Source organism: Corynebacterium sp. HMSC056F09, assembly GCF_001815785.1.
GTDB classification, from domain to species: domain Bacteria; phylum Actinomycetota; class Actinomycetes; order Mycobacteriales; family Mycobacteriaceae; genus Corynebacterium; species Corynebacterium hiratae.
This window is the reverse complement of the sequence record NZ_KV821944.1, coordinates 837-13,091: the sequence shown is the minus strand read 5'-3', so window position 1 is coordinate 13,091 and position 12,255 is coordinate 837. Positions and strand designations below refer to the sequence as shown.

The window sequence follows — 12,255 nt, the reverse complement described above, 5'->3', positions numbered from 1 at the left end:
AGAGGAACCACCCGACAGCAGCTAACACCCCGCCACCAAACACAGAAAAGAAAAAGCGCCGGTAACCTACGACAACACCAAGCACCCGCCAATCGAAAGATGGTTGACGGGCATATCGGCGATCCCGCACAACGACGGCCGCCCATTGCGCGTCATCCTACGCTCTAGCGATTCTTAACGGCTTCAGTTATGAGCGCGAATCCAAACGACGCCGCGCTGCCCCCATTGGGCACAACGGCGATTCTGGGTGAGCGTGGGACGGGGACGTCGTCAAGCATAGGCGTATAACTAGGCGTCGACCGGCGGTGGCCCCGGAGTCTCGTCGAGGATCCCCGCGTTTACCAGATAGCTGGCAAGGTCGCCGTAGTTGGTCACCACCTCGTCCGAGTCGTAACCACCCATCACGTACTCAATGACCGCGTTACGACCCTCGAGCACTTCCACCATAACGAATTCCTCATCCTGTCCGAAAATTGCGATCTGGGAACCGCGAGCGGATGTGTAATCCACAACGGATTCCTGCAGCCCCACGCGCTCCGCGTCCTGAATGGCTTCCTGATTCTCGGTGTACTGAGCGACAAACTCACCGTCGGCCCCATAGAGGCAGGAAATCGTCGGGACCCACTGCGCGTCGTAGCCCTGATCTGTTGACTCACCGAAATAGGACGTATCTTCGTAACACTCGGACGTCAGCTCAGCCAGAGGTGTAGGAACAGACGCTGGCACCTCGGACTCTCGGATAGCGTCAACATCATCGACGTCAATCGTGCGCTCCCAATAGCCGGCATCAGAGGCAGCGACCTCTCCTGGCCCATCTTCCAATCCAGCGGCAAAGTCCTTAAAAGCAGAAAACGCCGCCACAAGAGCGAGCCCTGTAACCAGAATAAGACCGAGGATTATTGCTAGAACAATCCACAACACTTTCTTCGAACCGGGCTTCTTCTGTGGCGGTTGCGGCATCCCTTAGCCTTGCCCATTAAAACCGGGAGGCGCTTGGTTGTGCCCAGGTTGGACGTGGTGCGGGTTCTGGCCAAACCCGCGGGGAGGAGACTGAGATTGAGAGTTGTCGAATGGATTCGTCATGTCGCTCAATTTAACAGAGAACCACGTCACACAAACCCTAAAAATGCAGGATGCGAGGCCTAATCCCCACCGGTAGCTGTAATGCTTTTCGGTCTGGCAGGCCGGAGCACTAGACTTTTTACCCGATGACTACTTTCGCCGAACTCGGCCTCCCCCGCGATGTTGTTCGTATCTTAGACAAACAGGGCATCACGACCCCCTTCCCTATCCAAGAAGCCGCTATTCCCGACGCCCTCGCCGGCAAGGATGTCCTCGGCCGTGGCCCCACAGGCTCGGGAAAGACCTTTACGTTTGGTCTCCCTATGCTGGCCCGATTGGCGGAGTCCGGGGTGTCGCGTCCGGCCCACCCGCGCGGGCTGGTCCTAGCACCGACGCGCGAGCTGGCAACCCAGATCCAGCAGCGCTTAGAAGAACCCGCGGCAGCATTGGGACTGCGGGTACTGGCAGTCGTCGGGGGTGTCAACATCAACAACCACATTCGCTCGCTTGCCCGCCCGGTTGACCTGCTCGTTGCCACACCGGGACGCGCCCAGGACCTCATCGACCAGGGCAAGCTCTTCTTCGACCACGTCACTATCACCGCCCTCGACGAGGCGGACCAGATGGCGGACATGGGCTTCCTCCCCCAGGTACGCAAGCTGCTCAATCTCACGCCGGTCGATGGTCAACGTTTGCTCTTCTCCGCCACCCTCGACGGCGAAGTCAACAAGCTGGTCAACCAGTTCATGCACGATCCCGTCACCCACTCCACCGCCCCCGTCGAGGCAGCCGTCGACACGATGGAACACCACCTTATTTTCATCGGCACCCGCGAGGCCCGCAATGACGTCGTTCTTCGCCTCGGCGCACGCAAGGGCAAGACCATCATGTTTATGCGCACCAAGCATGGCGTCGACAGGCAGGCCAAAAAGCTGCGCCGCGTCGGAATTAACGCGCTGCCCCTGCACGGCGATAAGGGCCAGAGCTCACGTACCAAGGCCATCGAGGGCTTTGCCGACGGCAGCGTTCCGGTACTCGTCGCCACCGATATCGCTGCCCGCGGTATCGACATTGCCGACGTCTCCCTGGTCGTCCACGTCGATCCGCCAGCTGAGCACAAGGCCTATCTACACCGCTCTGGCCGTACTGCACGCGGGGGCGACTCCGGCACCGTAGTCACGCTCGTCACCGACGAGCAACGCGATGAGGTGGCAAAGCTCATCGCGAAGGCCGGGGTTGCACACACCGACCTCGACATCAGTGACCACGCCAACCCCGCCAGCAGCCCCGAGCTTGCCCAGATGACGGGAGCGCGCAAACCTAAGGGCGAGCCGCTCGGCCCACCACACCAGCAACCATCGAAAAAGAAGCCACAGAGTCAGTCCGAAAGGCAGCCTGCGCGTCGGCGATCGGGTAGCCGTAACCAGCGCCGCCGTCGGGGCAACGCAGGTCAGCGATGATTCTCCAGCCTAAAACCTGGCAAACCCGGATGACCATACATGAGGAGTCGGCTAACGAGTATCTCGCACGCTACCGCCACCCGGGCTCGTATCACCCTGTCTACGACTTCCTTTTCGAGTACTACCCTGTCCGCCCGTCACACCTGCGGCGTTGGCACCCAGGCGTGGGTGTGACTCTGGCCGGCGAGGCCCCGCATGCTGAGTGGAATTATTACCACCGTATTGATGAAGGCGTCACGGTGGACACTGAGGCTTTCCTCGCACGCCGCGGTAGCACCGTTCGCTACATCCTGAATCTGCTAGAAAAGACCACGCATAACCCCACCCAATTCGATTGCTTTGGCCTGCACGAATGGGCCATGGTCTACCACACCGATTCTCCTCGCCATGACTTGCCGCTACGGTTAGGGGCAGAGGGGACGAATGAGGTCGTCGATAGGCACCGCATCAAGTGCACGCATTACGATGCCTTCCGTTTCTTCACTGAGCCCGCGCGCCCGCTCAACCTCACGGTGCTGACTCGCGAGGGACAACCGGAGAACGACCAGGCTGGCTGCGTCCATGCGACTATGGATTTGTATAAATGGGCGTGGAAATTGGGGCCATTGGTGCCGGGTGAGTTGTTCCTCGACACCTTCCGGCTAGCCGTGGCAGCACGCACACTTGATATGGAAGCGTCACCCTACGATTGCCGCGAGTGGGGCTTTGGGGTCGTCCCCATCGAAACGTCGGATGGAAAGTCCGAGTACGTGCGTCGCCAACGCGAGCTTGCCGACGCCGCCGAGCCCCTCCGCGCGCGGCTTGTCTCCCAAATTCGCGCCGCACTGCCCGCTACAATGAGGAACCATTGATGTGACCCGTCGGGGCGCGCTGTGCCGCCCCGCGAAACCAGCGCGGAAGGAAAAAGATGGCCCGGCACTCGGATGGAAAAAATAACTACGCATTTGCACCGTGGGTTATCATCGTGGCCGTTGTAGCGGTCTTGGCGCTGGTTATCGGAGGGTTCTTCCTCTTCCGTGGAAACGATTCCGATTCCGGTGAAACGGTGGCGGCAGAATCAACTACAGCTAAGACGGAGGAGACCTCTACTGCAGAGCCCACAACGTCGGCCGCGCCTGCGTCGTCGGAAACGGCGAAGGATACCGAATCGACGTCGGCCGCCCCCAGCTCGGAGGCGACGGCCGCGAAGGAACAGGTAGCGCCGAATACTTTGTTCCTCCTCGATACGTCCGAGAACCTCGCGCCCTATTTCGATGCGGTAAGCCAGGGTGTGGCTGAGGCGGCGTCGGCAGCCGGCGCGGAGGGAAGCCAAGTAGCCCTTTGGAACTACTCCTCTCCTCTTTCCGCCTCGGCAACCGTGGGTTACCGCCAAAACGTATCGTATGGGGATGCCGATAACGTTACCTATGCCGTAGGTATGTTCGGCACCGGTGGCGTACCACAAACTCGCAGTGCTGTGGTAGCCGCACTGGATAACGCAACCGACCAGGTGGCTGAAAGCGGCAAGGACACACGCGTTGTGCTCGTAACCACCGGCACGCAGCAAGATATGGATGATGCTGCCTTCGCCGAGGCCGTAAAGAATGCCCGCGGCGAAGGAGTGAGCTTGAGCGTGGTGCACGTGGGTAACGGCGAGAAGGATGCTGAACTCGAAAAGCTGGCTGATTCCTACAGCACGGTCGCAGATCCATCCGATGCCCAAGACAATGCAACGGCCATCTCGGCCGCAGTCGGCGCACGCTAGACGCGGGCTCTCGTGCAAAGCGAGTCCGCGGGGTGCACTCCCAGAGCGCAGAAAGCCGCCGCATCTTTCCCCAGGACACTGACGTGAGCAGCAGTGCAGGAAAGACGCGGCGGCGAGTGGCTCGAGTTTAAGAGCTCTTACGCTTGCGGCGAGCAGCGAGCTCGTCGAGGCCAATAACGACGTCAGTTTCTTCTTCCTCCACGACGCGCTCGGCCGGGAAGGACGTGATGGTACCGGAGAGCTCCTTAAGGATGCCAGGTACGGCGATACCGAATACGCCTTGGCCTCCGGCGAGGAGGTCGATGACTTCATCGTTGGACCGGCACTCATAGACCGTGGTGCCGTCGGAGACAAGCGTGAGCTCCGCCAAGTCATTAACGCCGCGATCCCGCAGGGATTCCACGGCGAGGCGGATGTTCTGCAGAGAAATACCGGTGTCCAGCAGGCGCTTGACAATCTTGAGCACCAATACGTCCTTAAAAGAGTACAGACGCTGGGAGCCAGAACCACGCGCGGTGCGGATAGAGGGCTTGACCAGGTCGGTGCGTGCCCAGTAATCCAGCTGACGGTAGGTAATGCCGGCTACCTGACACGCGATGGGCACGCGGTAACCCAGCTCCTCGTCCGGTCCGACGTCGAAGAGGGATTCTTGGACATAGCCGTTCAAAGCGGCATCATCGAGCGGCAGGGCGCGGGACTCAGTGCGGTTGTTTTTACTGCTCACGTAATTACTCCAGTGATGTTTGAGGGAGTTCTATTTTTCTATTAAAGGCCACGTCAGCGACCACGTCAAGGGTCGCCCTCCGTGAACCTCTAGTAGAACTTTAGACTTTTTTGGTCACTTTGTCATCATTAGTCACACGCGTGTCATTAAAAAATTCGCTGATAACAAGTAAAAGCGGCACCCAGAAATAGTGCCGCTGTGTCTAACATGGAGCGCTGGTGAGTATGTCGAGCCGACCGCCGCCTTCTACGTACGAAGCTCAGCTGAGCGCGCGGGCGCTAGTCCTCATCTTCCGGCGAGTCGCCCCCAAGCAAATCTTCTTCGGAAATTCCGGAGTCACGCATGAGCTGCTCGAAGTCATCGTCTTCTTGGGCTTTCTGCCGAGCCGCCAACTCTTGAAAATCGCGCGACCTCTTCTCCGGGAAGGTCTCTAGGGACTTAGCTTCGCGTTCGAGACCGTAGTATTCCTTGAGATCTTCATCGCTAATGTAAATAGCGACCTCCTCGAGCACTTCCTTCTCAAAGCGGACGGGCACCCCGTAGTGATCTGCAAGGACGAGGGCGTCACAGATGCGGGCGTCGTGCTCCTCACCTGTTCCGTCGACCACGTCGACCATGAAAGCTCCCTTATGGTACTCGGAGACACAAATATGCTCGATCCCGTCGAGCTGGTCAGCGAAGGCAATCAAGAGTTCATAGGTACTAGGCCGCGCGTTGTAATGGCGCTCCAGCACCTGGAGAACGCGGGCTCCATCAATGGGCGAGACCCACACAGGCACGTGCCGGTCTGCCTCTTCCCAGTAGAAGAGGGCACACAGGTTATTCTCGGGGCCGACGGGGTGGATTCCTAAAAACTTCACTACTTCTGCAGTCATGGCACCCACTTTTCCACACTTTCCTCACGCGTGGCGATTGACAGAACAGCCCTCTATTCCGCTAAGGGCGGAACTCGTCCCGCAGCTCAGTCTTGACCAACGTTCCATGAAGGGACAAAACAAGCGCCGCCATCTGCTGTGACAGCTCCTCCGCCTGTTGCGGGGCCGTATCAGACTTCGAATGCGCCACCGGTGAAGCCACCTGCGAAATCATGTCTGCCTGCCGGCGGGCGGCATTGCGCAGCGACTTCAATTGCCGTGCCTCAAAGCCGAAAGACTCTAAAGCAACAGCCGCCGACACAATAGACACGTCATCCGTGTCAAAGAATCCCGCCGGATCCGGCTTAATGAGCCCCACCGAGACCAGCTCCGCAATGTTTTCTTGCGTGGTCCCGGCTTGGTCGGCCACGTCGGCGTCGGTAAGCCTGGTCACCACTGGTGCTCGCAGCTGCTCGGCACTGATCAGTGCCTCGGCTTGGGAAGAGACAATGGCGGTTACTTGACCCGAATCCATCGCCTCCAGCTGCTCGCGAATAACCTTGAGCGGCGTGTAGTGGTCGCGCTGCGCGGTCAGAATGTAGCGCAGGCGGTCAAGATCCTTCTGGTAGTAGCGGCGGTAGCCCTTCGCGGTGCGTTCCGGAGTAATCAGACCCTCAGATTCCAAAAAGCGAATCTTCGACACCGTCACGTCCGGGAACTGCTTCTGCACGTGCTTCAGCGTTACGCCAATAGACATGGGCTTTTGCTTGGTCTTCTTGGCCGCCGAAGATGCTGTTGCTGCAGCTGCGGTGGACTTCTGAGCGCTCACGATGGGACTACTACTGCTTTCTACGCGGATTCACTTTGACAAAGGGCAGGCACAGTGAGGAAGCAAGACCGGCTGCTCCCCTCGCACCCCCCGCTTCGTCCTTGCTGACGGGTACTGCCCTATTTGGGGGCGATGAAGACGAGGCGGAACTTACCAATCTGGATTTCGTCGCCGACTTCCAGTACCTGCGCATTGCGCGGCTCGCGGTTGACGTAGGTGCCATTGAGCGATCCGACGTCCACGACCTCGAACTGGCCATCCTTGGCGCGGAATTCTGCGTGACGGCGGGAGACGGTGACGTCATCGAGGAAGATATCTGCTTCCGGGTGGCGGCCGGCGGTGGTGGTCGGCTGATCAAGCAAGAAGCGCGCGCCGGCATTCGGGCCTCGCTTCACGACGAGCAGGGCCTGGCCTTCAGCCAGGTTCTCAGCGCCAGCAACGGAGGCGTCGGAGCCCGCCGCGGTGCCGTTTTCCATCTCCTTAAGAAGATCAGCGCGGAAGACAGAAGTAGTCTCTGCCTGCGGTTCCGGCGTTCCGGTATTCTCGCTCATTTTTACCTCCGAAGGGTCGGATCGATGTTGACTCATTCCATATTAGCGACTCCGCTGCGCGCGCGAGTCGCCTCTCCACAAATACATTAACGGAAAATGTTTCCTATGCCCTTGAGCACGGAATTTCCCCCGCCAGACAATGGATTATCGGAAACCATATAAGTCCAGGTGGCACTCGGGCGGGACAGTCCATGATCCTCTAGGTGAGCACCATCGACATCAATAAGCACGGTCTTAAAAGTATCGACGGCATCATCAACCGCGCGCTGCGCCAAATCCTTGAATTCGCGTACGGCGATGCGGTGGTATTCATCGATGGGGGTCTCGCGAGCAATGGCACGCAAGTGAATGGATTCACGCACGTCATCCATCAGCTCCAAGTGGTCGGCCCACGCTAAGTCGAGGTGGTAGAGCATGATCTCGCGCGCAGCGCGCTCACGGGCATCCACGGGGACGTCGCTAAGCTCGGCGGCGCGATCGGGCGCTCGCTCAGCGAGCTCCTGCCAGGCCTGGTCTGTATCGAGCAACTTGGCACGGCGCTCATCGATAATGATGCGCTGATCCGCCAGCAGCTGGTTGTACTTCCACGTCTGCGCGTGAATCTCCAGCAACTGGCCTTCCGTCACCCGCTGGCAGTGTGCGATGAAGTCTCGGACTCGCTTGGATTCAATGAGGCCATCGGCATCCGGCCGCGCGGACAAAGACTCGTCTTCCCCGCCCTGCTGGACCACGTCATCCTCCAAGGAAACGAAGAAGAGTGACATGCCCGGATCTCCTTGGCGCCCAGCACGGCCACGGAGCTGATTGTCCAATCGTGAGGAACGGTGCCGCGAGGTGCCAAGTACTGCCAAGCCGCCCTTCTCGACGACCGCGTCGCGGTCAGCTTCGTCCGCGCCGCCCAGCTTGATATCGGTGCCGCGGCCCGCCATCTGTGTGGACACCGTCACGCGCCCCACGTCGCCTGCCTCCGCGACGATGCGCGCCTCATCCTCATCGTTTTTAGCGTTGAGGACGTTGACAGTGATGCCACGTTCGCGCAAAGCTGCAGCAAGGTCCTCGGACTCCGCGACATCATGGGTACCCACGAGGACCGGCTGACCCGTGCTGTTGATCGCAACGATCTCGTTGACGATGGCGCGCGATTTTTCATCCACAGACGCGTAGATGCGGTCTGCTTCATCGAAGCGCTGCAGTTCCTTATTGCGGTCGATGACCGAGACGTGCAGGTCATAAAACTGTCGCAACTGGTCGGTGGCCTCCACCGCGGTGCCCGTCATGCCACAGACCAAGGGATAGCGACGCATGAGCTCCTGCAGCGTAATGGTGTCGAGGATGCGCCCACCTTCTGATACCTCCAGGCCTTCTTTGGCCTCCACCGCTGCTTGGAGTCCATCCGGCCAGCGTTGTAGCTCGGCCACGCGGCCGCGGGAGGCGTCGATAAGCTGCAGCTTTCCGTCCGTGATGATGTAGTGAATGTCACGGATGAGCAGCGCCTTCGCGTGTAGCGCCAAGTTGACCTTCACCAGTACGGAGCCGATATTCTCCTCCGAATACAGCGAGTCAATGCCCAACTCCCGCTCGACTCGCGCCGCACCATCATCGGTGAGCGCCACCGTGCGGCCGTCCTCCGCGATGACATAGTCCTGCTCCTCGCGCAAGCGGGAGACCACGTTGGTGATGTGGCCCGTGGACTCCTCGCCGGGCCGATTTCCGGCGAGGACGAGGGGGACGAGGGCCTCGTCGACAAGCACCGAGTCGGCCTCATCCACCAACGCCACCTCCGCGCGCGCCTGCACCGTCTGCTCCCGGGAGGTGATCTGGTTATCTCGCAGCACATCGAAACCGAGCTCATTAACCGGCGCATAAATGATGTCGGAAAGGTAAGCCCCGCGTCGCTCTTCCGGCCCCATTTTCTCCGTCACGGAAGCCACCGTGAGTCCAAAGAACTCCACGAGTGGGCGCATCCATTCGGCGTCACGCGCCGCTAGATAATTATTAACCGTCACCAAGTGCACGCGCTTGCCGGTGAGCGCGAAACCAGTCGCGGCCATGGCACCCACCAGTGTCTTTCCCTCACCGGTGGCCATCTGGATGACATCACCCTCAAGCAAGCGGAGAACGGCTTGGGACTGGACAGTAAACGGGCGCATGCCAAGCTTGCGTTCGCTCGCCACGGCCAATGCCGCGAGGAAACGAGACTTATCTGCAATTCCCCCGTCTTTCACGCAAGCGCGCGCAGTGGCGGCAACGTCAGCATCCGACAGGTTCGCGATATCCTCCACCGCGGAATCTGCGGCCGTCACAACGGCTTTCGACTTCTTGTTGTTGCGCTCGGACTGCGCGCCCATTGCCTTCCAGAACCAATCGAATGCGCCCATGAGCACTCCTCCATCCTTGTGCGTCATACAGGTCTTCTATCGACTCTAGTCAACCCCGGTTCGCAAGCGTGCGTTCGCCCTTATATCCTTGTGGGCATGCAATCCGTGAACGTGTCGCTCCCTTCCAGCACCGGTACCGCGATGGCCGGAACCATCGATTTTCCCGACTCCCCTCCGCAAGCCTTCGCTATCTTCGCGCACTGCTTTGCCGGTTCGCGCCATACGCCGGGCGCGGCCCGCGTGAGCAAACAGCTGACCAACTTTGGCATCGCCACCCTGCGCTTTGATTTTCCTGGCCTGGGCCAATCCGAGGGTGATTTCGCGGACACCTGCTTTAGCCAGAATGTTGCCGATATCCAGGCTGCTGCCGACTGGCTAGCACAGAACTATTCCGCACCGCAGCTACTCATGGGCCATTCACTGGGCGGGGCTGCCGCTCTGGCCGCGGCCAACAACATTCGCTCCCTCAAGGCCGTGGCCACCATCGGCGCCCCCTTCGATCCTGCACACTCCGTGCTGCACTACGCCGACAAGATCGGCGAGGTCGACGCCAACGGTGAAGTCGAGGTCACCCTTGGTGGACGGGCGCTGACCATTTCGCGCCTCTTCCTCGAAGACCTTGCTGAGACCAACCCGGAGGACTATCTTCCGCGCCTGCGCAAGCCCCTCATGGTGCTGCATTCCCCCATTGATCAAACGGTGGGCATTGATAACGCGCAAAATATTTTCCGGACCACGCGCTATCCCAAGTCCCTCGTCGCCTTGGATAAGGCCGATCACCTAGTGACTAAGCAGGGCGCGGCAGCCCGTGCCGCCGACCTCATCGGGGCTTGGGCGGAGCAGTTTATTGTTCCGGAGAGCATTCCCACCCCCGTTGCTGAGGACTCAGCGCTTGCAATCCCGGCAGTTGGAACCAGGATGGGCGTCGTCGTGCGCCACAATGACCGATCGGTGAGCGCGGACCGCACGAAAAAGAACGGCGGCAAAGGCCAAGGATTCACCGCGGAAGGCCTTCTTATGTCCGCCGTGGCTACGGCAAGCACTCAGGCCATCAAAGAAGCGGGCAAGGCACAGAAAATCGACGCGAAGGTGCTCGAAGCAGTATCTGTCAGGGTTAGCCAAGAATCCGAATCTTGTTTCACACGTACGGTAACGCTTCCTGGCTTTCTGAGTGCCGATCAACAACGCGCGCTTGCCGACGCCGCCGCTTCCACCACCATCGATTCCCTCCTCGCTGTGGACATCGCCACCACCGTGGCAACCACTGCAGAATAAGCCGCCCATGGTTGTTCTTAACCCACTTGACCCTGCCGCCCGCTGCCCCTGCGGTACCGGCCTAAGCTTCGGCGAGTGCTGCTCGCGCTACCATGCCGGCACACCCGCCCCCTCAGCGGAGACCCTGATGCGCTCGCGTTTCAGCGCTTTCGTCACCGGCGACGAGGATTATTTGCTGCGCACCTGGGACCCCGAAACCCGCCCGGAACGTCTCGACCTCGCCGAAACCGGCATCCGCTTCTACCGCCTCGACATTATCGACACCGTCGCCGGCGGCCCCTTGGACCAGACCGGCATCGTTGAATTCGAAGCCTTTTACAAGGGGGCCGCGAAGGGCTCGCAGCGAGAGCGCTCCTCTTTCCACCGCCAAAACGGGCAGTGGGTCTATTCCGCCGGAGAGTTTTAGCTGCCGCTAAAACAAAGGTTGAACTGGGATTTGTCGAAGCGAATACCGCTGGTGTAATCTGTAGCAGTTGCACCTAATGGTGCGGCGGCGGACTATGGCGCAGTTTGGTAGCGCACTACACTGGGGGTGTAGGGGTCGCAGGTTCAAATCCTGTTAGTCCGACAAAATTTAGGGACGGTTTTGCGAATCTAGCTTAAATCATTTGCGAAACTGCTCCGCATAGCTAAACCCACCGCTTCACCGCGGTGGGTTTAGTCGTTTTCGCTCTGTTCCAGTCGTTGACTAATAGGCTTAAGGGACATTTCGTGTGGATTTGCGGCGTGTCGCACTAAGGGACATTTCGTGTGGATTTAGGCGCGTCCGGCCCAGCCTTTTCTTACGCCTAAGCTGGGGTTCCATTCGTTGTCGATGCCGGTGTCGAATGCGGCAGGTCGCCCGTCTGGGTGGCCGCGCCGTTTGAGTTCTTCTTTTGCCCAGGCTGCGCGTGCTGCTTTTTCTCCTTGGCGTCCGAAGTCTTGTTGCTTGGCTAACTCCAGCGGCGCTACCGAGTCTTCGGTGTGGGTGTAGAGCCACCAGTCCATGGTGATGCGCTGATGCTCATCGAACATGCCACGATGGTTTCCTGCTAGGTCTTTGAGCTGTTTGTTGATGCCACCTTCCAGCAGGTTCGTGGTGGCTTTTAAATCCTGTGTGACACCTTCAGGCGGGTCAAGGAAGGTAATTAATTGTCCGGCGTGGATGAGCTTTTCTAGCCGTTTTAGAGCCCTGCGGGCGTTGCGGTGGGTGTACCACCATTTCTGGTTGGGGCTGACCCATTTCGGTACTTGGCCTGCTGGTATAGCACTGCGGTAGGTTCGCTCTTTAAGCCAATCAGCAAAGGTAATGCGGGTGTGGTGGACTGCAGCTGTAAACCGCGCAGCATCGTCGGGATTGCGTACTTGGACAAGCATGTAGCCCAGTTTCCGGATTGCT

11 protein-coding genes, 1 tRNA gene and 1 pseudogene are annotated in these 12,255 nt (G+C 59.5%); 6 read left to right on the top strand and 7 right to left on the bottom strand.

Annotated elements, in window-relative coordinates; genetic code table 11:
• Positions 1-288: 288 nt before the first annotated feature.
• A complete protein-coding gene (locus HMPREF3056_RS08105) occupies positions 289-960 on the bottom strand; it encodes a hypothetical protein (RefSeq protein ID WP_070754521.1) in 672 nt (223 codons plus the stop codon).
• A 248-nt stretch (positions 961-1,208) separates the two neighbouring features.
• Here HMPREF3056_RS08105 and HMPREF3056_RS08100 point away from each other — a divergent pair, with 248 nt between their 5' ends.
• The 3 genes from HMPREF3056_RS08100 to HMPREF3056_RS08090 are packed head-to-tail and all read left to right on the top strand — an operon-like array spanning position 1,209 to position 4,266.
• Positions 1,209-2,522, top strand: a complete 1,314-nt coding sequence (locus HMPREF3056_RS08100) for a DEAD/DEAH box helicase (protein WP_070754520.1) — start codon at positions 1,209-1,211, stop codon at positions 2,520-2,522.
• Entirely contained in the window at positions 2,519-3,373 is an 855-nt protein-coding gene (locus tag HMPREF3056_RS08095) for a 3-methyladenine DNA glycosylase (RefSeq protein ID WP_070754519.1), read from the top strand. Before HMPREF3056_RS08100 ends, HMPREF3056_RS08095 begins: the two co-directional genes overlap by 4 nt.
• 56 nt (positions 3,374-3,429) lie before the next feature.
• Positions 3,430-4,266, top strand: coding sequence for a vWA domain-containing protein (locus HMPREF3056_RS08090; protein ID WP_070754518.1), 837 nt, complete (start codon positions 3,430-3,432; stop codon positions 4,264-4,266).
• A gap of 127 nt (positions 4,267-4,393) precedes the next feature.
• Here HMPREF3056_RS08090 and HMPREF3056_RS08085 read toward each other — a convergent pair whose 3' ends face one another.
• From HMPREF3056_RS08085 to secA2, 5 genes are all read right to left on the bottom strand, one after another.
• Positions 4,394-4,954: a MerR family transcriptional regulator gene (locus HMPREF3056_RS08085; protein WP_210401788.1), complete on the bottom strand. Its 561-nt coding sequence runs from the start codon at positions 4,952-4,954 to the stop codon at positions 4,394-4,396.
• Positions 4,955-5,268: 314 nt separating this feature from the next.
• Positions 5,269-5,865 carry a bifunctional nuclease domain-containing protein gene (locus tag HMPREF3056_RS08080; RefSeq protein ID WP_070754524.1) on the bottom strand — a complete coding sequence of 199 codons (597 nt, stop codon included), beginning with the start codon at positions 5,863-5,865 and terminating at the stop codon, positions 5,269-5,271.
• Positions 5,866-5,926: 61 nt separating this feature from the next.
• Positions 5,927-6,673, bottom strand: coding sequence for a transcriptional regulator FtsR (locus HMPREF3056_RS08075; RefSeq protein ID WP_046649387.1), 747 nt, complete (start codon positions 6,671-6,673; stop codon positions 5,927-5,929).
• 119 nt (positions 6,674-6,792) lie between these two features.
• Entirely contained in the window at positions 6,793-7,224 is a 432-nt protein-coding gene (odhI, locus tag HMPREF3056_RS08070) for an oxoglutarate dehydrogenase inhibitor Odhl (protein ID WP_010186533.1), read from the bottom strand.
• A gap of 86 nt (positions 7,225-7,310) precedes the next feature.
• Positions 7,311-9,602 carry an accessory Sec system translocase SecA2 gene (gene secA2, locus HMPREF3056_RS08065; RefSeq protein ID WP_070754523.1) on the bottom strand — a complete coding sequence of 764 codons (2,292 nt, stop codon included), beginning with the start codon at positions 9,600-9,602 and terminating at the stop codon, positions 7,311-7,313.
• 96 nt (positions 9,603-9,698) lie between these two features.
• Here secA2 and HMPREF3056_RS08060 point away from each other — a divergent pair, with 96 nt between their 5' ends.
• The 3 genes from HMPREF3056_RS08060 (at position 9,699) to HMPREF3056_RS08050 (ending at position 11,445) form a co-directional block, all read left to right on the top strand.
• Complete coding sequence (locus HMPREF3056_RS08060; RefSeq protein ID WP_210401787.1) at positions 9,699-10,877, top strand: bifunctional alpha/beta hydrolase/OsmC family protein; 1,179 nt, start codon at positions 9,699-9,701, stop codon at positions 10,875-10,877.
• A gap of 7 nt (positions 10,878-10,884) precedes the next feature.
• A complete protein-coding gene (locus HMPREF3056_RS08055; RefSeq protein ID WP_070512787.1) occupies positions 10,885-11,283 on the top strand; it encodes a YchJ family protein in 399 nt (132 codons plus the stop codon).
• 88 nt (positions 11,284-11,371) lie between these two features.
• Positions 11,372-11,445, top strand: a tRNA-Pro gene (locus HMPREF3056_RS08050).
• A gap of 188 nt (positions 11,446-11,633) precedes the next feature.
• Here the strand turns inward: HMPREF3056_RS08050 and HMPREF3056_RS08045 are convergent.
• Positions 11,634-12,255: pseudogene (locus tag HMPREF3056_RS08045) on the bottom strand (IS256 family transposase); the annotation flags it as partial.

Coding starts and splice junctions, on each gene's coding strand:
- HMPREF3056_RS08080 (WP_070754524.1), bottom strand. CDS start 5,865: ATGACTGCAGAAGTAGTGAAGTTTTTAGGAATCCACCCCGTCGGCCCC.
- HMPREF3056_RS08060 (WP_210401787.1), top strand. CDS start 9,699: ATGCAATCCGTGAACGTGTCGCTCCCTTCCAGCACCGGTACCGCGATG.
- HMPREF3056_RS08055 (WP_070512787.1), top strand. CDS start 10,885: ATGGTTGTTCTTAACCCACTTGACCCTGCCGCCCGCTGCCCCTGCGGT.
- HMPREF3056_RS08105 (WP_070754521.1), bottom strand. CDS start 960: ATGCCGCAACCGCCACAGAAGAAGCCCGGTTCGAAGAAAGTGTTGTGG.
- HMPREF3056_RS08090 (WP_070754518.1), top strand. CDS start 3,430: ATGGCCCGGCACTCGGATGGAAAAAATAACTACGCATTTGCACCGTGG.
- odhI (WP_010186533.1), bottom strand. CDS start 7,224: ATGAGCGAGAATACCGGAACGCCGGAACCGCAGGCAGAGACTACTTCT.
- HMPREF3056_RS08095 (WP_070754519.1), top strand. CDS start 2,519: ATGATTCTCCAGCCTAAAACCTGGCAAACCCGGATGACCATACATGAG.
- HMPREF3056_RS08100 (WP_070754520.1), top strand. CDS start 1,209: ATGACTACTTTCGCCGAACTCGGCCTCCCCCGCGATGTTGTTCGTATC.
- secA2 (WP_070754523.1), bottom strand. CDS start 9,602: ATGGGCGCATTCGATTGGTTCTGGAAGGCAATGGGCGCGCAGTCCGAG.